Source organism: Herbaspirillum huttiense (assembly GCF_004367745.1).
Lineage (GTDB): Bacteria > Pseudomonadota > Gammaproteobacteria > Burkholderiales > Burkholderiaceae_D > Herbaspirillum > Herbaspirillum huttiense.
This window is the reverse complement of record NZ_CP037993.1, coordinates 439,398-466,272: the sequence shown is the minus strand read 5'-3', so window position 1 is coordinate 466,272 and position 26,875 is coordinate 439,398. Positions and strand designations below refer to the sequence as shown.

At 54.2% G+C, this 26,875-nt stretch carries 20 protein-coding genes and 1 tRNA gene; 8 read left to right on the top strand and 13 right to left on the bottom strand.

Annotation, left to right across the window (positions count from 1 at the left end; all coding sequences use genetic code 11):
• Positions 1 to 47: 47 nt before the first annotated feature.
• The 4 genes from proB to rplU all read right to left on the bottom strand — a co-directional run bounded on the left by proB (position 48) and on the right by rplU (position 3,210).
• Positions 48 to 1,166: a glutamate 5-kinase gene (gene proB, locus E2K99_RS02105; protein ID WP_134221185.1), complete on the bottom strand. Its 1,119-nt coding sequence runs from the start codon at positions 1,164 to 1,166 to the stop codon at positions 48 to 50.
• Positions 1,167 to 1,282: 116 nt separating this feature from the next.
• Positions 1,283 to 2,392 (bottom strand): Obg family GTPase CgtA, encoded by a 1,110-nt coding sequence (gene cgtA / locus E2K99_RS02100; protein WP_121042573.1) that lies wholly within the window; start codon positions 2,390 to 2,392, stop codon positions 1,283 to 1,285.
• Positions 2,393 to 2,592: 200 nt separating this feature from the next.
• A complete protein-coding gene (rpmA, locus tag E2K99_RS02095; RefSeq protein WP_039790468.1) occupies positions 2,593 to 2,850 on the bottom strand; it encodes a 50S ribosomal protein L27 in 258 nt (85 codons plus the stop codon).
• 48 nt (positions 2,851 to 2,898) lie between these two features.
• Positions 2,899 to 3,210, bottom strand: a complete 312-nt coding sequence (gene rplU / locus E2K99_RS02090) for a 50S ribosomal protein L21 (protein ID WP_006713215.1) — start codon at positions 3,208 to 3,210, stop codon at positions 2,899 to 2,901.
• Positions 3,211 to 3,569: 359 nt separating this feature from the next.
• Here rplU and ispB point away from each other — a divergent pair, with 359 nt between their 5' ends.
• From ispB to E2K99_RS02075, 3 genes are all read left to right on the top strand, one after another.
• Positions 3,570 to 4,520 (top strand): octaprenyl diphosphate synthase, encoded by a 951-nt coding sequence (gene ispB, locus E2K99_RS02085; RefSeq protein ID WP_186450175.1) that lies wholly within the window; start codon positions 3,570 to 3,572, stop codon positions 4,518 to 4,520.
• A gap of 16 nt (positions 4,521 to 4,536) precedes the next feature.
• Positions 4,537 to 4,613, top strand: a tRNA-Pro gene (locus E2K99_RS02080).
• A 112-nt stretch (positions 4,614 to 4,725) separates the two neighbouring features.
• Complete coding sequence (locus E2K99_RS02075) at positions 4,726 to 6,375, top strand: DUF6538 domain-containing protein (RefSeq protein ID WP_338033894.1); 1,650 nt, start codon at positions 4,726 to 4,728, stop codon at positions 6,373 to 6,375.
• A 159-nt stretch (positions 6,376 to 6,534) separates the two neighbouring features.
• Here the strand turns inward: E2K99_RS02075 and E2K99_RS02070 are convergent, their stop codons facing one another.
• The gene (locus E2K99_RS02070) at positions 6,535 to 7,713 is read right to left on the bottom strand and encodes a Fic family protein (RefSeq protein WP_134221183.1); all 1,179 of its coding nucleotides are present in this window, start codon (positions 7,711 to 7,713) and stop codon (positions 6,535 to 6,537) included.
• A 298-nt stretch (positions 7,714 to 8,011) separates the two neighbouring features.
• On the opposite strand from E2K99_RS02070, the gene E2K99_RS02065 reads away from it, so the two are divergent.
• A complete protein-coding gene (locus tag E2K99_RS02065; protein WP_134221182.1) occupies positions 8,012 to 8,884 on the top strand; it encodes a type IV toxin-antitoxin system AbiEi family antitoxin domain-containing protein in 873 nt (290 codons plus the stop codon).
• Between the two features lie 98 nt (positions 8,885 to 8,982).
• Here E2K99_RS02065 and E2K99_RS02060 read toward each other — a convergent pair whose 3' ends face one another.
• From E2K99_RS02060 to E2K99_RS02030, 7 genes are all read right to left on the bottom strand, one after another.
• Positions 8,983 to 10,368: a relaxase/mobilization nuclease domain-containing protein gene (locus tag E2K99_RS02060; protein ID WP_134221181.1), complete on the bottom strand. Its 1,386-nt coding sequence runs from the start codon at positions 10,366 to 10,368 to the stop codon at positions 8,983 to 8,985.
• Positions 10,365 to 10,763, bottom strand: a complete 399-nt coding sequence (locus tag E2K99_RS02055) for a plasmid mobilization protein (protein ID WP_134221180.1) — start codon at positions 10,761 to 10,763, stop codon at positions 10,365 to 10,367. The genes E2K99_RS02060 and E2K99_RS02055 overlap by 4 nt, the downstream gene beginning before the upstream one ends.
• Before the next feature lie 531 nt (positions 10,764 to 11,294).
• The gene (locus E2K99_RS02050) at positions 11,295 to 13,400 is read right to left on the bottom strand and encodes a 3'-5' exonuclease (protein ID WP_134221179.1); all 2,106 of its coding nucleotides are present in this window, start codon (positions 13,398 to 13,400) and stop codon (positions 11,295 to 11,297) included.
• Between the two features lie 13 nt (positions 13,401 to 13,413).
• Positions 13,414 to 15,192, bottom strand: coding sequence for a DUF262 domain-containing protein (locus E2K99_RS02045; RefSeq protein ID WP_134221178.1), 1,779 nt, complete (start codon positions 15,190 to 15,192; stop codon positions 13,414 to 13,416).
• A gap of 16 nt (positions 15,193 to 15,208) precedes the next feature.
• Positions 15,209 to 18,010, bottom strand: a complete 2,802-nt coding sequence (locus tag E2K99_RS02040; protein WP_134221177.1) for a site-specific DNA-methyltransferase — start codon at positions 18,008 to 18,010, stop codon at positions 15,209 to 15,211.
• Positions 18,011 to 18,012: 2 nt separating this feature from the next.
• The gene (locus tag E2K99_RS02035) at positions 18,013 to 21,084 is read right to left on the bottom strand and encodes a BPTD_3080 family restriction endonuclease (RefSeq protein ID WP_134221176.1); all 3,072 of its coding nucleotides are present in this window, start codon (positions 21,082 to 21,084) and stop codon (positions 18,013 to 18,015) included.
• A gap of 466 nt (positions 21,085 to 21,550) precedes the next feature.
• Positions 21,551 to 22,477, bottom strand: coding sequence for a hypothetical protein (locus E2K99_RS02030; protein ID WP_134221175.1), 927 nt, complete (start codon positions 22,475 to 22,477; stop codon positions 21,551 to 21,553).
• A 312-nt stretch (positions 22,478 to 22,789) separates the two neighbouring features.
• Here E2K99_RS02030 and E2K99_RS02025 point away from each other — a divergent pair, with 312 nt between their 5' ends.
• The 3 genes from E2K99_RS02025 to E2K99_RS02015 all read left to right on the top strand — a co-directional run bounded on the left by E2K99_RS02025 (position 22,790) and on the right by E2K99_RS02015 (position 25,896).
• The gene (locus tag E2K99_RS02025; RefSeq protein WP_134221174.1) at positions 22,790 to 24,001 is read left to right on the top strand and encodes a Spo0J and IME4 domain-containing protein; all 1,212 of its coding nucleotides are present in this window, start codon (positions 22,790 to 22,792) and stop codon (positions 23,999 to 24,001) included.
• Positions 24,002 to 24,017: 16 nt separating this feature from the next.
• Positions 24,018 to 24,284, top strand: coding sequence for a hypothetical protein (locus tag E2K99_RS02020; protein WP_134221173.1), 267 nt, complete (start codon positions 24,018 to 24,020; stop codon positions 24,282 to 24,284).
• 148 nt (positions 24,285 to 24,432) lie between these two features.
• A complete protein-coding gene (locus tag E2K99_RS02015) occupies positions 24,433 to 25,896 on the top strand; it encodes a DNA primase family protein (protein WP_134221172.1) in 1,464 nt (487 codons plus the stop codon).
• A 94-nt stretch (positions 25,897 to 25,990) separates the two neighbouring features.
• Here the strand turns inward: E2K99_RS02015 and E2K99_RS02010 are convergent, their stop codons facing one another.
• Positions 25,991 to 26,179 (bottom strand): hypothetical protein, encoded by a 189-nt coding sequence (locus E2K99_RS02010; protein ID WP_134221171.1) that lies wholly within the window; start codon positions 26,177 to 26,179, stop codon positions 25,991 to 25,993.
• Between the two features lie 85 nt (positions 26,180 to 26,264).
• Between E2K99_RS02010 and E2K99_RS02005 the strand changes: the two genes are divergently transcribed.
• Complete coding sequence (locus E2K99_RS02005) at positions 26,265 to 26,846, top strand: MltR family transcriptional regulator (protein WP_134221170.1); 582 nt, start codon at positions 26,265 to 26,267, stop codon at positions 26,844 to 26,846.
• Positions 26,847 to 26,875 lie beyond the last annotated feature (29 nt).

Genomic DNA, 26,875 nt, shown 5'->3' with positions numbered 1-26,875 from the left:
TATCGTATAAATCGTATGAATTATTTCTTTACTGCAATGCATCACCTTCACAGCAGCACCAAATTATCCCGATGCACCAGTTCCGGCTCCTCGACGAAACCGAGGATGGCCTGGATCTCGGAGGATGGATGGCGGATGATGCGCCGCGCATCCGAGCTGTTGTAGTTGCTCATGCCGCGCGCGATGGCGCGGCCGCTCTCGTCCACGCAGGTAATCACGTCGCCCCGGCCGAACTCGCCCGAGACTTCCACCACGCCGATAGGCAGCAGTGACTTGCCTTCCAGGCTCAGCTTCTGCACTGCGCCGGCATCGAGCACCACACGGCCGGCGGTCTTGAGGTGATCGGCCATCCATTGCTTGCGCGCGGTCAGTTGCGCGGTCTCGGCGTTGAGCTGGGTACCGATGGCTTCACCTGCAGCCAGGCGCGTGAGGACCTGCTCCTCTCGTCCCCAGGCGATCACGGTATGTGCGCCGGAGGTGGCCGCGCGCTTGGCGGCGAGGATCTTGGTCAGCATGCCGCCACGGCCGATGCCGGAGCCGGTGCCGCCTGCGATGAGCTCCAGCGACGGGTCGCCGGCACGCGCTTCGGAAATGAGGGTGGCCGCCGGATCCTTGCGCGGATCGGCGGTGAACAGGCCCGGCTGGTCGGTGAGGATGATGAGCGCTTCGGCTTCGATCAGATTGGCCACCAGGGCGCCGAGGGTGTCGTTGTCGCCGAACTTGATTTCATCAGTGACCACCGTGTCGTTCTCGTTGATGACCGGCACCACGCCCAGTTGCAGCAGAGCGAACAGGGTGGAGCGGGCATTGAGGTAGCGTTCACGGTCGGCCAGGTCGGCGTGGGTCAGCAGCACCTGGGCGGTGTGCAGGTCGTGCTTGCGGAAACTGGTTTCGTAGATCTGTGCCAGGCCCATCTGGCCCACGGCCGCGCAGGCCTGCAGGTGATGGATGCCGGTCGGGCGCTTGTCGAAGCCCAAGCGCTGCATGCCCTCGGCCACCGCGCCGGAGCTGACCAGCACCACTTCCTTGCCGAGCGCACGCAATTGCGCGATCTGTTCCGCCCAGCGGGCGATGGCGTTGGCGTCCAGGCCCTTGCCATCATTGGTGACCAGGGAAGAGCCAACCTTGATGATGAGTCGCTTGGCGCGTTGAATGACCGATTGCATAGTGTTCCGGGTTCTGATTCTTCTGGGAGCGGTCGGAAAATCCGACAGGCAGAGATGATAGCCCGAACAGCCCCCGCGCGCAGCCCCAAGAAGCTTCAGGGCTGCACCGGCACGAATCAGTCCAGGACCTTGAAGCGCGGATCGTCCGGATCGATGCTGGAGATGGCGCGGGCTTCCTCGGTCATCTGGGTTTCTTCCGCGCGGTGCTCTTCGGCGCGCTTGGTTTCCAGATACTTGTAGATGTCGTTGATGAGCTCTTCGCAGCCATCACGGTTCAGCGCAGAGATCTCGAAGACCGGGCCCTTCCAGCCGAAGCGCTTGACAAAATCCTTCACGCGCTTGGCGCGCTCGGCCTCGGGCACCACGTCCAGCTTGTTCAGGACCAGCCAGCGCGGCTTGTCGAACAGGGACTGGTCGTACTTCTTCAGTTCCTGCACGATGGCCTTGGCTTCCTTGACCGGATCGACTTCCTCATTGAAGGGGGCCAGGTCGACGATGTGCAGCAGCAGTCCGGTGCGCTGCAGGTGGCGCAGGAACTGCACACCCAGACCGGCACCATCGGCCGCACCTTCGATGAGGCCGGGAATGTCGGCGATCACGAAGCTCTTTTCATGGCTCACGCGCACCACACCCAGGTTGGGGTGCAGGGTGGTGAAGGGATAGTCGGCGATCTTCGGACGGGCGTTGGAGACGGCCGTGATGAAGGTCGACTTGCCCGCATTGGGCATGCCCAGCAGGCCCACGTCGGCCAGCACCTTCAGTTCCAGGCGCAGCTCGCGGCGTTCGCCTTCCTTGCCTTCGGTCTTCTGACGCGGGGCGCGGTTGGTGGAGGTCTTGAAGTGGATGTTGCCCCAGCCGCCTTCGCCGCCCTTGGCCAGCATCACGGTCTGGCCGTGGAAGGTCAGGTCGGCGATGTGTTCGCCGGTGTTGATGTCGACGATGAGCGTGCCCACCGGCATGCGCAGGTAGACGTCATCGGCACCCTTGCCGTAGCAGTCCGAGCCACGGCCGTTTTCGCCGCGACCGGCGCGGTGCAGCTTGGCGTAGCGATAGTCGATCAGGGTGTTGACGTTACGGTCGGCCACGGCCCAGATGGTGCCGCCCTTGCCGCCGTCGCCGCCATCGGGACCGCCGAAGGGGCGGAATTTCTCGCGGCAGAAGCTGGCGACACCGTTGCCGCCATCCCCCGCCACGACTTCAATACGTGCTTCGTCGATGAATTTCATGATTTGGACGCCTCATGGGACATGGGAGCCGCTAACAAAACGTCGATGCACCTCGGTCCTGGTCAGGACCCACCCCGGAGCTTCCGACGGAAGCCTGGGCTCGGCGCTTTGTTGACGGCTCTTCAAAAATCAAAAAGGCTCCACCATCGGCAGAGCCTTTTTAAGCCTGGTTTCCGGGCGAACCCGGATGACAGGAACGCTTACGCCGTAACGACGGTAGCGTATTGACGCTGTTGCAGGCCCTTGACAACGAACTTGACCTTGCCGTCCTTCAGGGCGAACAGGGTGTGGTCCTTGCCGACGCCGACGTTTTCGCCAGCGTGGACGCGGGTGCCGCGTTGACGGATGATGATGCCGCCAGCGTTGATCACTTGGCCGCCATAAACCTTGACGCCCAGGCGTTTCGATTCTGAGTCACGGCCGTTGCGCGTAGTGCCGCCGCCTTTTTTGTGTGCCATTTAAAACTCCTTGATGACTTTGGATGAGCAGTTCGTTCGGGTCAACGCTCAAGCGTTGATGGAGACGATTTGCAGTTCGGTGTAGTTCTGACGATGGCCTTGACGCTTTTGGTAGTGCTTGCGACGACGCATCTTGAAGATGCGGACCTTGTCATGGCGACCTTGCGCTACCACAGTAGCCAGCACCGTAGCACCTGCGACCAGCGGCGCACCGAACTTCACGGTTTCGCCTGCGCCCACTGCGAGCACTTGATCCAAAGTGATTTCGGAGCCAATGTCAGCCGGTATCTGTTCTACTTTGAGTTTTTCGCCAGCAGCAACTTTGTATTGTTTGCCGCCGGTTTTTATGACCGCGTACATGTGAAACCTCACGAATGAATGAATAAGAACGATTTTTCCCTTGCCGCGCCCGTCAAAAACCCATGGCGAAACAGGAAAACCGCAAATTATACAGGCACTTAGCCGCTCGGTCAAAAGGCTTGACACTTTGCCCGACCTCTGTACAACACAGTTTCCGGCAGGACAATGGAACAGGACTTGCCTGCCAGGCAACCCGCATCCCCACCCATGTTTTCATTCCATCAATGAAAAACCTTTACTTTCCGGTCTCAGGCTCTTTGGCGTGCCCCTGCCTTGTCATCGTATAATCCGGGGAATAACCATTTTCCACAGGTTCCGCCTTGTCTGCCGCCGTACAAAACGCTTCGCAACAAACCATCATGCATCCGATCGTCGCCGACATGGAGGCGGTCAACGCAGTCATCCGCCGGCAGCTGTACTCGGAGGTGCCGCTGGTCAACCAGGTCGCCGAATACATCATCAGTGCGGGCGGCAAGCGCCTGCGCCCGGTGCTGGTCGTGCTCATCGCCAATGCCTTCGGCTACAAGGGCGAGCATCACCACTCGCTGGCGGCCGTGATCGAATTCATTCATACCGCCACCCTGCTGCATGACGACGTGGTCGACGAATCCTCGTTGCGCCGTGGCAAGCAGACTGCCAATGCCATGTTCGGCAATGCGGCCTCGGTGCTGGTGGGCGACTTCCTGTATTCGCGCGCCTTCCAGATGATGGTGGCGGTGGGCAATCCGCGCGTGATGGAAATCGTGGCGGACGCCACCAACGTCATCGCCGAGGGCGAGGTGCTGCAGCTGCTCAACATGCACAATCCGGATGTGGACGAAGCCGGCTACCTGCAGGTGATCCGTTCCAAGACCGCCAAGCTGTTCGAGGCCGCCAGCCAGATCGGCGCCCTGATTGCCGGTGCCGATGAAGCCGGCATCGAAGCTGCCGGTGAATATGGCCGCTCCATCGGCACCGCCTTCCAGCTGATCGACGACGTACTGGATTATTCCGGCAACAGTGCCGAGATCGGCAAGAACGTCGGCGACGACCTGCGCGAAGGCAAGCCCACGCTGCCGCTGATCTGGCTGATGCAGCACGGCACGCCGCAACAGCGCGAACTGGTGCGCACCTGCATCGAGAACGGCGACGAACAGCATTTCGACGAAGTGCTGTCGGCCATCACTCACTCCGGCGCCCTGGCCTATACGCGCGAACAGGCGGAAATCGCCGCCCGGCGCGCTGCGGATGCAATTATTTCACTTCCCGATAGCCAATTCAAAAAATCCCTGTTAGAATTATCGGCTTTCGCAGTAGATCGAAATCACTGACTTAGATCTCACTCGACGGGGTGTAGCTTAGCCTGGTAGAGCGCTACGTTCGGGACGTAGAGGCCGGAGGTTCGAATCCTCTCACCCCGACCATTCTCGCAAGTTGTTGATTTAAATAAGTTTTAAGTCTTAGCAAACTCGCAGCCTGGTCCAAACGCTGGTCCATTTCACTCAAAAGGAATGGCCCTTGCGTATCCCACCTTATGTGGTACTTCGCCCTAGCGGATACTACTTTCGTTTCACAATCCCCAAGCATTGGCGTCAACTTCTCGGCAGGTCTGAGATTCGCAGGTCTCTGCGCACTCACGACCGCAGGGAGGCTTTATTGCTGGCCGCCACCATGTCTGCTAATGTCCTTCAAAAACTCAAGACACTCAAAGAAGATATGGGAAAGCTGCCAAGCATTGATTTCGACAACATTCGCTCATTCGAAATCGAAAGTCTGGAAATCGGGGGCGCCAAACTCAAAGGCATCAACGTGGATAGCAACAATCCGCTTGATGTGGAGGCGTTTAACAAGGTCCTGGCCACCTTGCGGGAGCAATACCGTGCGGAAGCCGAGGCTGAAGCAGCACAATCCTCTCCACAGCCTCCAGCCACGCCGCCACAGCCCACGGCAAGTGCCGACAAGAATCTGCTCTCGCAGATCTTCCCTATCTATCTGCGGCACCGGGATAAGGCCGGAATCAGCGGCCACAGCCTGGACGACTTCACTTCCGCCTATAACCTCTTAATTGACGTGATTGGCGACAAGCCGATTACTCACTTCTCGCAGGACGATGCCAACCACTTTGTGGATATCGTCCAACAGCTTCCGCCCAACCGAAATAAAGTGAAGGCCTATCGGGGAAAGTCTATCGACGAGATCATCCAGATCCGCAAGGAGATGGAGGAAGCCGAAAATCACAAACGCCGACAAAATCCTGACGCCCCGCTCATCCCTGCCGATCTGAGTATGTCACCTCGCACTGTGGATAAGCATATCGGCATCCTCGGCACCTTCTTCAAATGGGCCATCGGCAAAGGCTACGTTCACGGCAAGAATTATTTTGAAGGCCAGAAGATCCAGACCAAGGCAGAACGAGACGCCGATACGGAAGGTGCTCGACTTCCTTTTTCTAACGAAGACTTGCGGAAGATTTTTGCCCCTGAAAACTACAGCACCAGGAAGAACTCACACGAATTCTGGTTCCCACTGATCGGACTATTCACGGGAATGCGGCTCAACGAGATTGCACAGCTTTACCTGACCGACATTATCGAGGTGAACGGCATCTGGGCATTTGACATCAACAAGAATCGCCCCGATAAACGACTTAAGAATGCCACCTCTAAGCGGCTGGTGCCGGTGCATCCGCAGCTACTGGAACTCGGATTCTTGGATTTTGTTGAAGACGTCAAAAAGACAGGGAAAGATCGGCTATTCCCACATCTCTCGTATGTGGAAAACAGCTACGGGAGGCTACCGGGCAGGAACTTCGCGGAGTATCTGACGAGCATTGGAATCACTGAGAAAGAGAAGGTATTCCATTCCTTCCGCCACACCTTCAATGACAACCTAAAGCAGATTGCATTGCTTGGCGAGGAAGCACGTTCAGAGTTAACTGGACATGCTCACCATGGCATCAATTCACTTGTCTATTCCTCTACCCATCGCATGTTGAATAAATTCGAATTCATCAAGGGGCTGCGTTTTGAGGGAGTTCTTTTCGGACACCTTAAATATCAAACAGGGCAATTTTTTGAAAACCCATTTGAAACCGCGAAAAAGAAAGTCGCCAGTCCGCAGCGGATCGCCGCAAAGCAAGCAAGAGAGGAACGTTACCGCTTGGCTGGAAAACCTATGCCAAAGTAAGAAACTAAAGTTACCGTCTTATCTTCTTCGAACCTCACGCGGTTGGAAAGATGCCGCTCCCTGCTGCTACGCCCCCAAGGCGAATCCTATGTATCTGACTACAGGAAGACGCAGCCCCCGCTGGAAGCTCCCGATGTCAGAAAGCGAATTCCGTATGCCTTAGTGATGCTCATTTCTAGTGTTTGCTTCAGGATAAAGCTCGGGCAATAAAAAATGTAACGAATCCAGGGGAAGCCCAAACGTTACTGGCCCGCGAGGACTATCACTGGTAATGAGCTTTACCGCTAGTAACTTGGATAATAACGATCTTCCCGTTCGCTCTCCCAAGCCAGTTAGTTGTATGAATTCTCCACGAGTGAGTGGCCCGGCAGCGAATAGATGGTAAAGAGGAAGAATGGCCTCAGGCCGTATATCTTTATCAGCCACTCCTCTAAACAGCACTAGCGCTTCAATTCGCCGCTTCATACCGTCAAGGTCTAACATCCGCCCCATGAACGCAACTTGGTCTTCACATATACCCAAGAAGAAGTCTACCCACTCAGCTAGGCCTGCGGCCGTTAAATTCCCCCTACCATCAAGATCACCTCGGCGCGGGGCGTCGGCGTTGATCAGCTTTGCATAGTAGTCTTGCTGAGCTCGCGCTAATCCTCTGCTGGTTGACCACAGCCCACCAGAAAGCGGCCACAAAGCACAATGGCTTTGAAGCCTGGTAGAGCGACCATTTCCGTCAAAAAAAGGATGCACCCATGCAGCCCGATGGTGCAGACAAGCGATTGCGATTAGAAGCCTTTCCCATCCTTTTTCTCTACCATAAACCTCATCCATCATTGCTAAAAATCGGGGAACCGACTCCGGGGTTGGCGGGATATGTCGACCAACCTCAACGAGCTGCGTTCTGAGTTGACCCGGCTCAACAATATGCCCATCTTTAGTAGTTCGGTCTGCTTCGGATAAGCGGGAGTAAAGAGCTTTGTGAGCATCCAAGAGGAAATCCGAAAAAATGGCCGAGCGCCCAGCCTCTACGGCTTGCTCCAACTCCCTTTCAGCATCTATATGAGCTAATGCGATACGTTGAAGTTGAGCCACATCGGGCTTTTCGGAAAAGTCTTGGTTCAACGCCCTTTCAATGTTCGCGGGATGAGTGCCTTGCCCTTCGATACGATTGCTGTAATAAGAGTTGATTGATCGCACAAGTTCTCTTACCACCCGACGAGCTGAGGCATGCCCCGTAGAGGCCAATCCAATGGATGCTTGCACCACCTTGCTGGCCTTCTCCTGAAGAGCATCCAGACTCGTTTGAGGCAGCAGAGGGGTAAATTGGTGCGGGGAGTCGTACATTTTGCCGATCTTTTTTCCGATGGATAAAAATTATAACCCACTGATTCTTATACACATATAGCCACTACCACAAAAAAATTCGCAGATTTTTTGCCGATGCTTTTGCCAATACTTTTGCCGGTCTACATATTCATCAAGTCAGTACCTATCGATGAAGTATATATACTTCATCGATAGGTACTCTACAGCTAACTGACGAAGTATATATACTTCGTCAGTTAGCTAAGTGGCACTTGATAGCGGAGGGGAATGTGAAGTATATATACTTCACATTCCCCTCCGTGCCTGACGTTCATATATGGCTATCAGTCGAATTCAAAGCGCCAAACCCGCCTTACTGGATTTTTTTAACAAAAATACAACAAAGCTCTTCAGACCCACAGACCTTGCGGAAATCCTCTCGATAAATAGAAGCTCTTGGCAACTTGCGAAAAATACAAACACAAAGCAATTCATCGAGTTTTTAATGGAACAAGGAGACCTCAAGTTGCATGAGTTCCCATTTCCTTACAGAAATGAAACCCGATATGTCTGGGGCAATTTACCGCTACTCGAAATTCTGATGAGTCTAAAAACGCAGTCCTACTTTACTCATCTGACGGCGCTAGAACTACATCAACTAACTGACCAAAAACATGAAGATATCTACTTCAATCACGAACAAAAACCTCAGCCCCCAGGTATAGGTTTAGAGCAAGGAAGAATTGATGCTGCTTTTAAGCGGAAAGTAAGAGAATCCACCAACATTGTGGAAAAAGACGGTATGCGAATTCATCTCTTAAATGGAAAACATACCCGCCAACTCGGCGTAATAGAAATGCGTGCGCTGTATGGAGATGAAGCTTCACTTGTTCGAGTTACCAATATTGAACGCACGTTGATCGATGCAGTTGTTCGTCCAATTTATGCCGGTGGTGTAACAACTGTTCAAACAGCCTTTCAAAAAGCGAAAGGGAAAGTAGATATTCAACATCTCTCAGCTACGCTAAGTAAGCTGGGTTATCTTTATCCATACCATCAATCTGTTGGATACTATTTAGAAGTGGCTGGATATCCGAGCAAAGACATAGAACGACTCAAAACTATCCCAATGGAGTTTGATTTTTATTTATCACATCAAATAGAAAATCCGAAATACGTGAAAGAATGGCGCTTGTATGTTCCCCAATAACCTCCGCCCGGAGCCATCGTTGTGCTGAGTTGCTCGGAGAATGTCACATCTCCACTTACCCCAGGAAATCATTGCCAAGTAAGTCGACTCAGCTCTATTTAGCCACTCTTTTTGCGCCAAATTTGGTTCAACTCGTCGTTCAGACCCTGCACAGGTAACATCACTTTTTGGGCGTTCAGTTTGTCCAGCTCCAGTTGTAGATGGATGATTCGCTGTCTCAGTTTTTCCGCCTTCTCTGGTGTTTCGGCATCGCTTAATTTGCTTATGGTTTCGCCCAAGCTGACTTCCACTTCTGCAATGGCCATCATCAAATCCGCCAAGCCTGTCTGAATTTCGGGTGAGGTTTGGCCGAAGGCCTTTTCTCGTAGCGCATTGATGTTGTGCATCGTCGCTTTGCGGGTTTTCGGCTGGACGATACGGACTGGTTGAAATGGCACATGGACTTCTTCTCTAGCGATCGCCAGCGCCCTCAAAATCATGCTTTTGATGACGGGAAGATGGATGGTGTTTTTCATGGCTGGGCTCCTTGTAGTTATTGTTGTATTGGCCGCAGGGTTTACGGGTTTCAATGAGGCGTGTGATCTGACCAGTCGACGGATTTTTCTGGCAGCCAGATAGGTCTGCTCGTTGAATTGCCTGCGTTCTTGAATAAATTGACTCAGACAAGTTTTCTCGGATTCGAATTCTTTCTTAGTCAGATACTTCGGCTGCTTGGCTATCTCTGATTGTTCCAGCAGGGATTGGTAATCGGCATCGCTGCTGTAGAGAGGGCCACGCAATCGCTTGGCTTTCTGGCCCCCCGGAAATTTCACGGAAAGATAATCGTCGCCCTGTCGAGTGACAGTGATGCCGAACTCTTCATCCAGATAGCGACACAAATCGTCACGGTTCTGGATCGTTCCTTCGACAACGGCTTTGACCAGATTCCTGTGCACCCAGCGTTTATCCGATTGTTCCCTTCTGCCCAACGGAGTCTTTCGTTCAAAATCCGAGAAGGCCATCTTGAGTGGATTCGGGACGATTTGCGCATATCCCATCCGGTGATTCGTCACACGTGTATAGGCTTCGAAGAATTCCAGATTGGCTTTGCCGGGCGGATGAATATTCATCCTTCTGCCAGAGGTCAGCTCCTGCGTGGGAATGACGAAATGGACTTCGGTATTGCCCTTATCCTGGTGCAGAACAAACAGACTGTTGAAATGATTCGATGTCAAACCTGGACAAAAAGTCGCCTTGAAATCATCGATGACTTCCAGCAGTTTCTCTCGGCTCGGCTTTTCCGAGTCTCGGAAGCTCAGGCAACCTGAGATGTATTTGTGTTTGCGCTGGATGCTGTTGATCACATCAATGGTGGTCTGCGGATCGCCTGCCAGCACTTCAGGTGCAACGGAACGTGACTGGCCAGCAGGGTCGACATCGCCCAATAGGTAATTGACGGGTGATTCACCACTGGAGATACCAGAGCGGAAGATGCGCACGATCATACTCCCTCCCAGTCATCGTTTCCTTTCAATGCTTTCTTGAACGCACTGTTGGCCATGTCCTGAATCTGCGCCAGCATGAGCAGCATGTCGTCATCAGGATCTTGCCCCATGTTTAAATGACGAGCGATCTGGTTGATGTTGTTGCCGATGCGATTGATCGCATACAACCATTCTGATTTTTCTTTCTGACGGGTAGTTGGCGAGACGAGTTGCTCACGGGTCAAGCCCGCCTCCCTCAGATACTGAGCCAGATTGTGGTAGCCCAAGTCCTGTGCCCGTTGCTCCAGCTTGCTGTATTCCTGCGTGCTGACGCGAATCTCTATGCGCTTGTTGCGCAGATGGTGGTTGCCATCTGCACCGGCCTGGCCAGGTTTGAATTTGATACGTGATTCCATATGCATCTCCATGTTTTTATTGTTATGGGAGACGTCTGTACAACAGGGGACTGGGGCGACGCCCCAGATTAACCATTGCGCCGAGGATTCATACGGGCAATGGGTTAACCTTGCTTGTCTTTCGTCTTAGGATTGTTTTACCAAACCAAAAACGAATAGCAAGTCGAAAATTGAACACTCGGAAAATAAATCAGCTTGGCACGGGGGAATGCGGCAACCTTGACAGTCATTCACACGGTGGACTAGCGTCCGGGTCGTCCATCCGAAAATGTTAAAAGGATTTTTACTGTCTGGATACCGCTTGAGCGGGAGGCTTTAAAAAGGTTCTTGGCCGGGTTCCGTGAAGCAAATTGCCTAGCTTTATGCGAAATTTACCTCCAGCGGCAGGTAAGCGCGTTGAACGATCGCACGATACGACCGCTCATAGGCAGCCCGTCGGACATTCCAGACGTTGGCGCAGGCAATGTGTAAGGTGAACAATGGGGCAGATTCCGCCATTGGTTGTGTCGAAACTCTAAATTCGTCCCTCCCCTACTTGCCTACCAGATCTTCCAAAAACTCGGATGATGGAATTGTGCCGGTAACCAGTAGGTGGTCCCGGGCGCGCGTACACGCTACATAGAGCAATTGCCGCTCGGTGTCATAAACCTCCTGCAAATCACCATCATCGCCGACTGTTTCAATCCGCTCTTGCAAGGGAATAATCTCGTCGTCGCAGGCCATTACAGCCACTGCGCGGAACTCCAGCCCCTTCGCCAGATGCATTGTACTGACCGAAACATGGTCAAGCTCTGTGGCCACGTCGTTATCCAGAATTTGGTAGGGCAAGTCGGCGAGACGAACAGCTTCCTCGGCCCGGCCGATTTGCGCTTCAGACCGAACAAATATGCCAATCTCATGCGGCAAGATGCCGACGTTTCCACATTCGGCGAGCCACCGCCCGACGACGGCGCTTTCTTCTCCTGCATCGTCAAGAATTTGAATTCGTGGCGGCGGGCCGTTGAAGACCGATACGGTATCGCTACGATCTTCGGCATTGCCATCTACGTCGGTCACTGCCGGGCCAAGCAGCCGGTCTGCCTGGCTGCGAATTTGGTGTGATGTTCGATAATTGACACGCAACGTACGGGACCGTCCGCGCACGTCGACGCCCAGTGACTTCCATGAAAACGGCTGCTGGAAGATGCGCTGCCCAAGGTCGCCGGCAAAAAACAGCGCGTTCGGACGAATTGCGCCCTCACCGCCGCCCAGCGTGACCAGGAATCGCAAATGTGCGATTCCGATGTCCTGCGCTTCATCGACGACAACGAAATCGAAGATAGGATTGCTCCTTGTCCTCAGGGCACTCGCCAAGGCCGTGAATAATCCGGAGGTCGTGACCAAACCTTTTTCACGCAAGCTCGATCGAACACGCTCAAAGATGTCCCACAATACTGCCCGCTGCGCTTCTGGCAATCGGGTCTTACGGCCGAGGCGTACAACGTCGCGATAGGCCTCCCAATGATCAAGTTGCCACGCGTCGACTACTTGTTCCCATTCAGCCAGCAAAAAGTGGTGTCCAAATTTATGTCCCGGTACCGCTGTAGCAGCGTTACCCACCAACTGCCGAATGTCCTTACGGGACGCCAGCTTCGCTGGACCGGCCTGAGTCTTGTGCAATCGCAGCCCGATGGCTTCGAGGGAATACACGTCGACACGCTCGGCAAGGCGTGGCTCGTGGGTCAGCAGCCGATTCAGCTTCGATTGCAAAGCATTGGCTAACGTGTCGGAAAAGGTGGTGAGCAATACGCGCGCATCGGGATACTGGCGCGCCAAGTGGGCAGCGCGGTGCAAGGCAACAATGGTCTTACCTGTGCCAGCCGAACCAGACACGCGCGCCGGACCGCTGTAATCTCGCTCCACCCACTGGCGCTGCTCGGGGTGAAGAAAAACCGTCCATTTCTCCCACGGATAATCAAGCGCACGCTGCAATTCCTCGACGTTGCTCATCACCCGGAACCGGCGTTGCGCGTCGGGGTGGTCGAATGGATTTGCGGTCGATGGCGTCGCAACACGAGGCTTGCCGCCTGTTGCCAGTTCAAGAAGTGCTTCTGCAGCCTCAGCAGGCAAATGATCCGCAAGAACGAGCAAGGTAGCCTCGGTGGCTTGTTTCACATCGGGCAGCCACTCTGGTGGAACACCATAGCTCAGCAGGTCGTCATCAGCCATGCCTTGAAATAACTGCTTTGCCACAGATGCTGGTTTCGGGATGCTTGTCGACAGCGTAGACTCGCTCTGGACATAGACTGGTACGACCACTTCCTGAACCGTTTCGCGGATTTCGATCAGTTGCGCCGCGCCGGTCTTTGGATGAGTCTCAAGCTTACGACGCTCGGCCCATTGGTAGGCCTTGTCGTGATGGTCAACGTAACAAAGCAGCAGGCTCGATTCGCTGCGATGAACAATCAGGCGAATATCACTTCCAACGCGAACCGACCAGAAATTCTTGTCTTTGGCGCGGTCCAGCTTGTGGAAACTCATGCCGCGGCTAGCAGGATTCAACTGCAAGTCGAACACTGTCGTTTTAACAAGCTTCTGTTCGTCGCCAGTCAGCCGAGCAAGACTATCGGTGAAAGTATCAGCAATGCGGAATTCCATAAGACTCTCCCAATCAGGGCATCGGCCAGATTCCGAGGGCAATCTCGGCAAGATCCCTTGAGCGTTGATCGACGTCCTTGAATTTGAACTGCGATTTCTTCACCAAGTCCTGTGTCAGCTTGATACCTGATTCCTTGTAGGCCTGCCGCTTCTTGTGGAACGGGTTGTTTGACGCGCCGATATTCAGCGCACCCGCAAACAGGGTCAGATTGCCGATTCGAGATACATACTTAAGATGGCGTGACTCGGCCTTGTCGCCAAGATATTCCACCCAATCTCCAAGGTCCTCCCTCACCCTCTTGGTCTTGATCTTCTGCGGAATAATGTGTTCCACATGCACGTCTTCGGCACCAAGGACCTGCAACTCTTCATAGTCACCATGCTTCGACAATTCAATCTGTTCTAAGCAGTAGCGCGCACGGTCAATCACGTTGGAAGTGAAGCTTGTCGTCGCGAATTCCTCACGGAACTTCTCGTCGGCAGGACACAGCTCTCGATAAGCCTCTCTCGTCTTCTGAACGGGGTCTGACGGACTAACCGAGCACAATCTGGCAAAAAGTGCCTCGGTTTCGTTTGATCGTTCGCGGCAAACATGCCGCCGCAACACGAAACTTTCGGTGAGTTTCAGCACCTCCCTAAAATGTTTCTTGGTGCAGCGGCCTACCTGAAGATGCATCAAGAAACCATACGTTTGGACGGCCTTGATCATCTTCAAGTTGCGCAGATACCTGTTTGTTTCGGCGTCAGTGGTCTTTACAAGCACCAGTTCACCGTAAATCTTGGCGCTCGACACCAGTCTTTCCAGAAAGTCCGTGAAATTGACTTGCCCGATATTGGTTGCATCTACTTCGCCAACGATACTTTCGTCTCCGTTCTCGGACTCATCCTCGGTTGTCTCTTCTGAGTCAGCATAAAGATGCCGCTCCGGTAATTCCTTGGCCTCTAGGACCTGCTCCATAAACACCTTCTTGAAGCTAGGTACCACATCAGCTGCCGTTAAGCGCACCTTCCACAAGCTCATCAGGTAATAGCGGAAAAACGCATCCGAGTTAGTACCGTCGAGATGCTGAATCAAATGCGTCCAACTGGCTCGCGCCGCCTGTAAGGCAGCGTCACCGAATCGAGCGGCATTACCCAACAGGAAGTTTTTGATGATATCGGTCGGACTCAGCTTCAAACCGCGGTTGTTAATCGTTTCAAAGAGCTTGAAGGCATCCTTTGCTTCGCTGACGTCGAGACGGATCACGATCGCCTGGTTCTTTAGCCGATACAGAAAGGATCCCAAGTATTCGAGAGATTGCTCTGCTACCCACGCACGAACAATAGCAAAAGCCCACTCCAATCTTTCGTTTTGAAATTCCTGCTGACTGTCAGCAGCAACTAGACGATCGAATTCCGCCGCGTCGATGGAGTCGAGCGCTACCTTGCGTACCGGCTGTCCACCTAGAGGCTTTGCTTGAAGCAAGCGTGCCACCTCCGCCGCCTCATCCTTCTCTCCAATTGAGTCGAGATGTTGACGAATGCACTCAAGGAGGATCGTGATAGTCGTCAGGCGCTGCTGACCATCCACCAGTTCGAGCTTGTTCAATCCGGCGGTATGGTGACCGGCAAGGCATACGATGCTACCCAGAAGATGGGTATCACTACCTTCGATCAATCCGATGTCGTCTATTAGCTCCCAAATCTGGCGGTCATGCCACGAGTACCGACGCTGATAGGTAGGGATGACGTACTGCTCGTTGTTCGAGCCGAAAAGCTGATTGATGGTCAGCGAAGTTGGCGTAATTATCATCTGTCAATTTCCTGACCTAAACCTTGAACACTTTCATCACTTCATCCCCCAAGTGATTGATCACCTTTACCGCAATCCGGCCGGATTTTGGTTTCTTGAACGGACGCGAGGTATCACTGTTCAGGCTTGCCCATGCCTCTGCGTCGATCTCGGCCTTCAAGGAGGTCTTGAGGGCATTGTAAGGATCGTTCGCTCCAAGGAAATAAGCGTGGCGGACGAAAAAACTCTCCTCGTTGTAGTCGGTGTCGATGAACCAACAGGCAATACCGTCCGCACCGTCGCTGACGACTTCGCCAGTCTGTGGCTTGAACACATCGACGCCATTCACCGTCACGCGCAGCATGTCACCTTCATGCAGGAGCGTAATATCCGGCTCGCCGAAGATTACGAACAGGTTGCCCTTGCCGGTGTTCTTGAGGTCTTCGGCCATGTGCAGGTCGGCATTCATGCGCGCTTTGAGCACTGGCAGCTTGCCGAGCTTGGAAAACTCCGTGGTGTGCGCCTCGAAGTTGAAGGCACAGGCTATCAGCACGTCGAAACCGGCATCAGCTGCCTCCCGCGCAGCTTCGACCAGATCGGCGCGCTGCACAGTGCCAAATTCGGGGCCAATGAAAATGGCAGCGCGCTTTTCTACTCCAGCAGTCGCCGCCTCGTCAGCACCAACTTTTCCTTCCTCGATATAGCGGCCCTCGGCGCAAACCAGTTCCCCCGGCCACGCGACCAGCGATGTGAACATAATTCGGTCCTCCTTGTGCGCCTGTTGTACGCCCGCCGTCTTCAGGTTCTCAAGAATCATCTGCGGGAAGGATTGCTTGGCTGCGTATTGCGCTTCCGGCTCGCGGAGGGTATCGATCAACTCGTCGTCCTCATCAACACCTAGAACGCGGTGTGGGCTCAGGCTCTCAACGGTGAAGGGACCAGCCACACGGACTGCTTTTTTGTTCTCGTAAGGCTTGTCATAGAGGTACTCGAATTCCGCCTTAGCGGCGATGGAGGCATCGATCTCCTTTTGCCGCGCGATACGCGCTCGCCACCAATCGGCATGGAGCTGCTTCGCCTTGTCCGGCCATTTCGCATCGGCTTCACGGGGAATCTCCCATTCCTGCCTGGTCTTCTTCAGCATTGCGTTCAGTTGCTCGCGCAACGGCTCCAGTTTTTCCTGCCACTTTTCCCAGATCACGTCGATCTCGGCGTTGTTGGCGATGGAACTCAGCATGACGTGCGGCACGCGCTCATAGACAAAGCCGTGGCGGATGTTGCCGTGCACGGGCTGCGTGCTGGGTGCGCTACGAGTGACTTCGGCTTCCTTGAGTTGCCCTTCGTACGAATCAGCCAGCAGGTAGAACGGGTAGCGCGCTCCCATGATGCGGGCGCGAGCTAGCGCCAGTGCGACGCGAGAAGTGTCCATGGTGATCCAGCGGCGCCCCCATTGCTCGGCGACATAGGCAGAGGTGCCTGAGCCGCAGGTAGGGTCAAGCACAAGATCACCAGGGTCAGTAGTCATAAGCAAGCAACGTTGGACAACCTTTTGCGCGGTTTGGACAACATACACTTTGTCTTCGGTGAAGTTACCCGTCTGGGTGTCGGTCCAAACGTTCGAGATCGGTATAGCGTCGAAGTCGTCAAGATAGCGAACGTATTGAATACTGTTTTTCGCCTTCCATATGCGATCAGCTTTAGCGAGTCGTTTCAGGCCAGGTTCGTCGCTCTTGAATGTGCCTTTCCCGGAGGGATACGCTTGCCCTTGGTACTCAAAAAACCGCACATCGCCATCTCCGGCTGGACGGGAACTAGTGATGTTGTCGGCGCGGAAGATGCGCTCACCTTCCTTCACCACGCCGTCTGCATTTAAGCGCCGAGAATCACCATCAGGCTTACGGACCATCCGGTATACCTGCTCAGTAGATGCGCCGCTGGACTTCGGCAACAGCGGCGCGCGAAACTTCAGCGCACGGGAGTCTTTGGCAAACCAAAGCAGGTAATTCGAAGCCGCCGCGAGAGCAGCATTTGCACGGCCCGTTGTTGTCTGAAATGCAATCTGACTAACAAAGTTAGTTTCCCCAAATACCTCATCCAACAACACCCTTACTCGGTGTACGTTCTCGTCGCCAATCTGAACGAAGATCGAACCGGACACGGTCAGCAGATCGCGCGCCACTATCAACCGATCACGCAGGTAAGTGAGGTAGGAGTGAATTCCGTCTCGCCAGGTATCGCGAAACGCCTTGACCTGCTCCGGCTCGCGTGTGATGTGGTCGGCTTTGCCGTCCTTCACATCGCGGCTGGTGGTTGACCATTGGAAGTTGCTGTTGAATTTGATCCCATAGGGCGGATCGAAGTAGATGCACTGCACTTTCCCGCGTAGCCCCTCGCGTTCGGCAAGGCTGGCCATGACCTGAAGGCTATCGCCGAGGATCATGCGATTGGTCCAATTTTGGTCGTGCTGGTAGAACTCGGTCTTGTCGGCGTCCTTGGGGATACCGTTGAAGTCGGCGAAAAGATCTGCAGTAATCTGCCCCTGCTCGTGCTCGCGCTCCTTCGATTCGCGCAGCAAATCGTCTATCAGCGCCTTGGGGTGGACCTTTTCCTGAATGTAGAGCGGCGGAGCATGGACGACGAGATCGCTCCAGTCCTGCTCGTCCTTGCCGCGCCAGACCAGTTGCGGGTCAAGGTCAGTGTTGCGCGGGTAGCGCACCTGTTTGGGGTTCTTCTGCACTTCGTCAAGCACCGACTGGTATTCGGCGGTGGGGATGTTCTTGCGCTTGGCGTCGTGCTTAATTGCGCTGACATTCTTGTTCGTGGTTGGTTGCTTGGCCATAGTTATGCTTCCTGGGCGGCGGTCTTGCCTGCCGCAGCCTCGATCATCTTGTTGAATTCGCTTTCGACCTTCTTGGCAAAATCGTCTTGCATCTGGAACACATCGGTGAACTCGGCAAACGCCCAACGCCCGTAGGTGCCAAGGTGATTCACACCTGGCACCCAGTAGGTGTCCATCGTCGATTTCTTTTCCTTGGCGTCCTCGCGTCGATAACCCTTGATTTCGACGACCAGTCGAAGCAAGTTGTCTGCCCCCTTGCCATCATCGATCAGTACGATGAAGTCGGGCAGATATTTGCGCGTTTCTGACCCGTAGCGATAAGGTACCTCGAAACCGAGACCGTGGTTTTTGACATAGGCTCGCACCTTGGGATGTGCCTCGGCCACCCGGCAGAATTCCGCCTCCCAATCGCTGTCGAGCACCACCCAGTTGACGTGACAATGCTTGGAACTTGTTTCCCAGCGGCTGGGTTTGGAGGTGTTGAACCGTACATGGCGCGTCGAACCGCTGGGATTGTAGGGGTCGAGCAATGCCTTGATCGGTCGATTGCCTAGGAACTGTCGAGTAATGGCAGCGGTAATCCTGTTGCACGCCATGTCTGCTAACTCCTGGTACATCAGCAGCGCGGGATAAGTGCCTCCCTTACATTCGAGATGATTGTCGAGCCATTCCTTGGTGATGCGCTTGAGCTGGCCGAACAGATGTAGCTTGGGTTCCTCGCCGGGATCGCGCCACTTGGTATAGAGCAGGCGCTGGGTAAGGTGAAATAACAATGTTGACGACCGAACGTCGCCCAAATGTTGAAGAGTCATGTCGGCCGACTGACCGATGATTCCGGCGTTCTGGGTCTGAGACGGCCCGACGAGATCGGGAGTCAAAGTCAGCGTCGATTCCTCGTTGAAGTTGGCCACGAGGCGTTCTTCCGGTAATTCGACGCGATAGCCGTCGACGCGTGGAAAAACTATTTCCAGCACATCGCGTTCAGGCCGAATCGCCTTGATCTGTACGGTTTCGCGTGGCGGTTGTGGGGGGCCAATAACTGGCTTGGCAGTGAAGTCGAAGGGGATGCCGAACACGTCAGCGTACTCTACGTTGAACAGTCCTTCCTCGTTGAGTTCATAGGACTGGCGGCGCAGGGCGCGGCCGATTACCTGTTCACACAGGAGCTGAGTACCGAAGGCGCGTATACCGAGCACGTGGGTAACGGTGTTGGCGTCCCAGCCTTCGGTGAGCATTGAGACCGACACCACGCAACGGATCGAGCCACCGAGTTGCCCTGCCTTCCCGACAGTGTTCATGACTTCCCGCAGCAACTCCTGATCGCTGATGCTGTCACCCGCACGGGCATCACCGGTGCGCTCGACGATCTCGCGGCGGAAGCGCTCAATTTCATCGGCGGCCATTTCATGGAACTTGTCGTCCAGCGCATCACCGGCTTCGAGCTGTTCACTATCGATCAGCAGGGTATTGGGACGTGGCAAGGGGTTGCCGGTGGTTTCGTCGAAGTTGCGGAACAATGGCAGGCGACCGTTTTCCAAGGTGGTGGTGCCGCCATCGTTCTTGCGGTGGAAACCGGAAATGAAGTCATAGACCAGCTTGGAGATCGCGGTGTTCTGGCACACTACGATGAAGCACGGCGGCACCTTGATCCCGGCCTCCTGCCAGAGTTTGAAAGTTTTTTCGTAGTGGCCGTAGAGTGCTTGCAGTGCGGTTTGTAACCGGGTCGGCAGCTTGAGTGGGTCAAGTTCCTGATTTGAACCGCGCCCTTTCTTGGGCATGTCCTTGCGGATGTTTTCCCAGAGGTTGCGGAAAACGGGCAGCTCGTCGCCGGGAATGTTTTCCGCCACCGGAACGCGCGGCAGCTTGACGATGCCGCACTCGATGGCGTCCATTAGCGAGAAGTCGCTCATCGTCCAAGGAAACAGAGTGCCCTCTGCATACCCCGAACCACGCAGGAAGAACGGTGTGGCGGAGAGGTCGATGACACGAGACACGCCGAGCTTTCGATTGACCGCCTCAAGCCCTGAGATCCACAACCGGGCGGCTTCATTGTTCTTTTCGGCCTCTTTCCTTTCGTCGCCCTTCAGCTCCTCGTCGTCTATCTCCAACGGCTTTTCGCGGTAGCAGTGGTGGGCTTCGTCATTGATGGCTAGGATGTTTTTCATGCCCATCAGATCGGGCATGACTCGCTGAAGCATCTGGCCTTCGGTTTCGGTGGTGATGATTTCTTCGCCGGTACGACCCTTGAGCAATTGCCGCCCGCCTTTGGAAATGTCAATGCGCTCTCGCAGTTTGAAGGCATGGTAGTTGGTGATGACGATCTTGGCACGACCCATATCGTCCAGAAGGTCGCTCGGCACCAATTCCCGTTCCCTGTAGTAGCTATCAGGGTCGTTGGGTTGAAGTACGCGCAGGCGGTCCTTGATGGTAAGGCCCGGCGCGCAGATCAAGAAGCCGCGCGTGAATTGCTTGCTGGCGGGACGACGAACGGCATTGATCGTCTGCCAGGCAATCAGCATTGCCATCACGGTCGTTTTACCCGCCCCAGTGGCGAGCTTGAGCGCCAGCCGCATCAACTGGGGGTTGGCGTCCTTGTTGGCTGCCGCCAAGTGATCGAGAATGCGCTTGCCGTGTTTGGTGCTCGGCGCAACCTCGGTTAGCCAGATTGCCGTTTCGACAGCCTCGACCTGACAGAAGAAAGGCCGGACGCCGTTGAACCCGTGATGGCGCCAGTGCTGCAAGAGCCGTGCCGTCTCGGGGGTGACCTGCCATTGGCTCGGATTCGGAAGCGCACGCCACGAGTCAACGTGACTCCGCACCTCGTTGATGATCGAGGTCGTGTCGTACTGCTGCGCTTTTGTGGATAGACCCTCGCCCTCATCAAAGACGAAGCCTTCCTGCTTGGGCGTCTTCTTTTGCTTCTTCGGCTTCGGGATTGGAGTAATGAACTCGGCACGCCTACGCGTTTCAAGAATTTGCTGCGTCGGTTGTCCCGATTCGTCCAACTCCCAGTGCCGCGAAGGGCGGGCATACGGGGAGTTCAGAATTGGGTGATCGAAGAATGGATTCGACATGGCGATAACTTACGCTCTTACGTTATTGTTGTTCCAAGGAAATCTATGTATTGTCCAGCAAAAACCCGTTCGGGACCACACTTATACATTCGCGAAATCTCTTTATTTGATTTGGACGAAAACAAGGCATTCGTCTGGCAAAAGCCGAATACCCGCCATCTGATTTACCTGATGCTAACGGCAACTTTGAGCGATGCGTTCCCGTAGGTTACCCGGCAGGTTTCAGAGGGGGGCGGCCTTTCCAATGGCGGCATTGTAGACTAGGTGACAGTCTGGTTGTGGCCGTAGGCTGCGCTTGCCCAGAATGATGTAGCCGGCGGTTATAGACCACCTTCTAGACCTTAGCTATTCGGCGGTGATTGCAGAGCGCGTCCCGTGGCAGACGATCAACATTGCCGGATATGGGAGCAGCCGAACGAATGTCCACTCCTGGCCCCACCTTGGTCGAATTGCGGTCTTAAGTTACTCAGGCTACCGCTTGGGCGGCCCCCTCCGTCACAATAGGATCTTGCGTCATTCGCTTCCGTGCAAAAAACTCTGCCACACTGTGGCGCTTCAAACGCTCAAACTGAAAGTTGTGATCGAAAGGTTGTTCGAACTTTACCTGGACACCCCGGACGGGATGGCTTTCTACTGCAGGATACATATTGGCCGCGTAGTCCATGTCCTTGACAGCGATGCCAGCCTCTTTCAGATGTTGCCCCGCCAGCGCTTCAAGGTGGTCCAGAACATCGGCAGTAATGCCATGCCGATGTTCGCCTTTATCCACCTCGATGGTGAAGCGCCTGTCCAGCAGCTCAGGAATGGCCTTGTCCAGTAGTCCGATCAGGATGTAATCCAGCATGGGCTGGTCCTGGCCGATGAAATGGGCCATGCGCCATGCCGCAATGGCAAATGTGACCAGATCGGTATCCACCGCCAGTTCCCCCCTGGCATACGCTTCCGCTACGCGATTACTGATCTCCTCTTCCTTCCAGTACTGCGGCGGCTCGGTCGTGCCAAACACCTGCACGACCAGAAAGGCACAGCGTAGGTTGAACGGCACACCAAGGAACTTCTGCACGGCCAAGTCCGGGTCGTAGGTCAGCATGACGTTCCAGACATCTTCCATTGTTCCATCCAGCGCATCCCACAGCGGCGCAAATTCCACCGTTTCGGTCGGACTGCCCGGACCGATCAAGAAAAACGACTCACTTCCTGTGTGACGAGAACCGCTCTGCCTCACCCTTGCCTCGACTTCCGCCAGCATCTTTCCAGAGACGACGTTGGCTCCATTCGCGTAGCGGTACAGCATCTTCTTGATGTCCACGCCGTCCAGCAGATCGCCCAACTGGTTCAGATTTTCCATGCCGGTGACCCGCAGCAGTTCGGCCAGCCATAGCCGGGTCTTCATCTTGTCTATCGGCGGTCTCTTCGGTCGTCCTGCCACTGCTCTCTCCATCAGGTCCGTGTCAATGGAATGAAATGCCGCATTTCATGCGGTAGGAATTCAGATTCGATTTTCTTAAGATTTCCACATAGTCAATCGCGACTAGCTTACCAGAGGAGCGACGGCATGAAGTACCTGCCCTCGCATTGCCTATCACATCGAATGCGACCTCTGGTGGGAATGAAATAGCGAATTTCATGCGGAAGGAATTTACAGACGAACTTCGTAAACCGGCCGAAAAAATTGCAGCAAAGAGTTTTTAATAGGAGAAGAAAAATGAGTCATGTGTTTGAAAACAACCAGCCAGAAGCAGCATCCACAACCCAGTCACTGGAAATCCACGAGGTGGCCCATCTGTTCCCCGAAATGTCCGAAACCGAGTTCAACGAACTCAAGGCCGATATTTCGGCATACGGTCTGAGGATGCCGATCCTCTGCTACCAGGGCAAAGTGGTGGATGGTCGTCATCGCCTGCGTGCCTGCATCGAGCTTGGCATCGATCCGCGCTTTGAGGAAATGGCCGCAGCGAACGATGCCGAAATGCAGGCAACCGTTGTCAGCATCAATCTGCATCGCCGCCATCTGGATATCAATCAGCGTGCATTGATCGCTGCACGTCTGTGCAATACCGGCATGGGAACGAACCAGCATACCGCCGGGGCGGTATCCCAGCAGCAGCTCGCTGCCGATCTGAATATCTCCACCGACTCCATTGCCCGTGGCAAGAAGGTGCTCACTCACGGAAGTCCTGAACTGATCGCAGCGGTGGAAGCGGGGAAGATTGACTTGAGCAATGCGTCCAGGCTGGCCAACCTGGCCAAGGAAGATCAGGCACAACTGAATTTCGACGACATCAAGGCGATTCAGGATGCCAGCAAGGCGATCAACAAGGCCAAGTTCGAAGCCCGTCGTCTGGAGCGTATTCAGCAGATCGAGGCCAAGCGTGCCAACAATAAGCCGCTGGAAGCATCACTGGGCACGTTCAGTGTGGTCTATGCCGATCCCCCTTGGGATTACATGGGTGAATTTGCTGTGGGCTATCCCTGCATGCCTGTTGAGGATATCTGCGACATGCCGATCCATGACATTACGACCGAGGACGCGGTGCTGTTCATGTGGTGTTCTTCCTCACTGCTGTGCGAAGGCTTGAAAGTTATGGCGGCATGGGGCTTTACCTTCAAGACCAGTGCGGTCTGGGACAAGAACGTGATGGGGCAAGGTGCGTACTTCCGCCAAGCGCATGAGGTACTGATGATCGGTATCAAGGGGCAGGTTCCTGAAGTGCCCTACGGTGCCCGCCCCTCCTCCGTGTTGAAGTTTCCACGTGCCGAACACAGTCGCAAGCCGGTCGATCTCTACCAGATCATCGACGACATGTATCCCGAATTGCAGAAGGTGGAGTTGTTCTGCCGTGGCGAACCCGCTGCTGGCTGGGCCGGCTGGGGAAACGAATGCACCTGGAAGCCGAATAACGAAAACAACGACTAACAAGAAAGGAAACGTGATGGATAAATATTTGATTGGATTTTATGACCTCGGCATGTTCGACGAGATGGTGGTCGAGGCTAACGATGAAGAATGTGCCAAGGATGTCTTTAGGGAGACTTACCTGCCAAAGAAATCCCACATTCCTCCGTACATTGCACGGTGCGAATTGTTAAGTGAAGCGGAAGAGCGGATCAGGCGGGGTGATCACAGCTTGCCTGACAACGGCAACGACTGGGCCCATGCAGATTTCGGCAACGCCTATTTCGAATCGTTGAACCACTGATTACTGTTTTTCCCCAGCCATCTTGGCATGTTTTACCCATACAGCGACGACCTGACTTTTTTATAGCGACGACCTTTCATCTTTAGCGATCAACTCCCAAGTAACAAAAAAAGCAGCATCAACAAAAACTGACTTAAAGGAGAAAAAGATGAATCCATTTGCAAAAAATCGTAGTACGCATCAAGCAGGTAACGTCGTGAGCAATTCCAAGCCTGTGATTAAAAATCCTCACAGCGAACTGTCCGCAGAAATGCAGTATGCCCACCATGTCCAGGCCAATCCCGATATCAGTGCCAATGGCGGATTGCTGTACTGCTGGAACGGCCATTTCTGGAAAGTCCAGGACGATCAGGATGCCACGCGCATGGCATTGAACTGGTTGAGCAAGAACATGGGCAAGCGTGCCACGGTCGCCACGGCGGAAAGCTGCATCAAGGCTGTTTTGCTGATGGCAAACAAGTTGCCAGCGAAGCCTGCTGACTTGATCATTCCTTTGTGTGACAGGTGGCTTTGGGTGGATGAACAGGGCTTGATTCAAGCCGAGCGCCCCAACCGCACCATCGGTGTTACCCATGCCGTGCCTATCGCAGCCAGCATGAATATCGGGGATTACTGTCCTGCCCCATTGCCTGATGATTCGATGTTTGCCCGCTTTCTGGTTTCTTCATTGCCCGACCCAGAGGTGCGCAGCTTGCTGCAAACCTATATTGGTTACACGCTGACCGGTCATACCGATCATCAGGTCGCCCAGTTCTGGATTGGCGAGAAAGGCGGTAACGGCAAGAGCACCATGTTGAAGATCGCGATGGCCTTGCACGAAAATGCTGTGCCTGTGCAACTGGACAAGCTGGACGGCTTTTACTTGACCAGTCTGATCGGAGCCACCCTGGTCGCCTGTGACGAAACCCCAAAGGGTAAGATTAACCAGCAGGTGTTGAAGTCGCTGATTTCTGGCGGATCAACTGTGATCGACAGGAAGTACAAGGAAACCATCGGCTATGCCAATAGTGCCAAGTTCATCATCTGCGCCAACCATTTGCCAGCCTTGATCGATCAGTCGGATGCATTCTGGCGCCGCTTCCATGTCATTGAATGGAACCAGACCTTCACGAACGGAAAGGCCATTCTGAATCTGGATCAGCAGATCATTAAACACGAACTGCATCTGGTTCTTGATTGGGCGTTGCTGGGACTGCAGAAATTGCAGCGTGACGGCAAGTTCATCGTGCCTGAGGCAGTCGACGTCGCCAAGCATCAGGCCAAACTGGATTCCAATAGTGTCGCGAGCTGGGTGGAATATGCTGGCATTACCTATTGCAGCCCTAGCCAGCTTTACATGGACAAGAGTGTACTGTTTCATGATTACGTCGAATACTGCCGCCACAATCATTTGACGCCATGTGCCTTGCCACAGTTTTACACTCGGCTCCGTACCTTCTTTCCTGACATGCAGGAAGCACGTCAGACGGTTGGCAGCGGCATCGACAAGAAGCGTGTGCGCTGTGTCAACTTGACGATGGGTGTTTTTTCACCGGACGACTTGTCCGATCAGGTGCAACAGGAAATGGATGAAATTTCTCAGGCGTTTGGATACGACTCCGACACGGATTGATTTCGCGAAAGAGAAAATGGGGTGTGAGCCCCATTGTTTTTGTTTTCTCAAAGGACCGTCGGGAAATACAGGGACATATAACGGCGCCTTGTAATCAACCAATCCGATTCATTGTCAGCAGCCATTCTAATAAATCAGCTTCACCAATCCCGGTGCCGTAAGCAGATACGGTACGCTGACGGGCAGCTTTATCCTCCTTGGCGGAGGGTAAAGATTTTTTGCTAGTTGATTTATTGCTAGAATAGAATTTATATATGCTGACCGCCGAATGAACGGGCGTCATACAGCCTGACGCTCGATCCGCGCCCATGCATAGCGGACGCTGGGTATCCTGTTAAATTTGCAGTTGAGCCACAGAGGAACCACGCATGCTCCTTTCTACCGCAGAAGACTTGGCTAAGTTCGTCGAGGAGCTTAAGCGCGAGACGGACCGGGGCCTCTCCTTGGTGGCAGCAGCGTTGATTGATGACCGCCTCACCGAGACACTTCGTTCATTCTTTTGCGAAGTACAGAGCACTGCAAAGTTGCTTGATGATGGAAGCGCTCCCCTCAGCAGTTTCTCGTCAAGAACCGAAGCGTGCTACGCGCTAGGCCTCATCGACGAGTTTGAATACAATGAAATTGGACTCATCCGGAAGGTGCGAAACGAGTTCGCGCACCAGAAGCACGGCATGTCCTTCTCAAGTCCCCGCATCCAAGGCCTATGCTCCACGCTCAAGTCCGATCTTCCCAAGGACGCAGGTTACCCTCTTCAAGATCCGAGATTCCGCTTCACGAACGCAGTAGTCGTTCTTGCCTTGCGCCTCTACCACCGTCCCGATTGGGTGGCACTAGAACGCAGGAAACCAAAGACTTGGGTCGACGAGAGCGCCACCAAGTGGCGGTCTGTCGGGGATGAATTACCTTCACTTGGAATGCCGGTCGTAGTCATGTCGAAGCCTAGGAACTGAAGCATGCAGCTGCACTGCAAACTATCGCT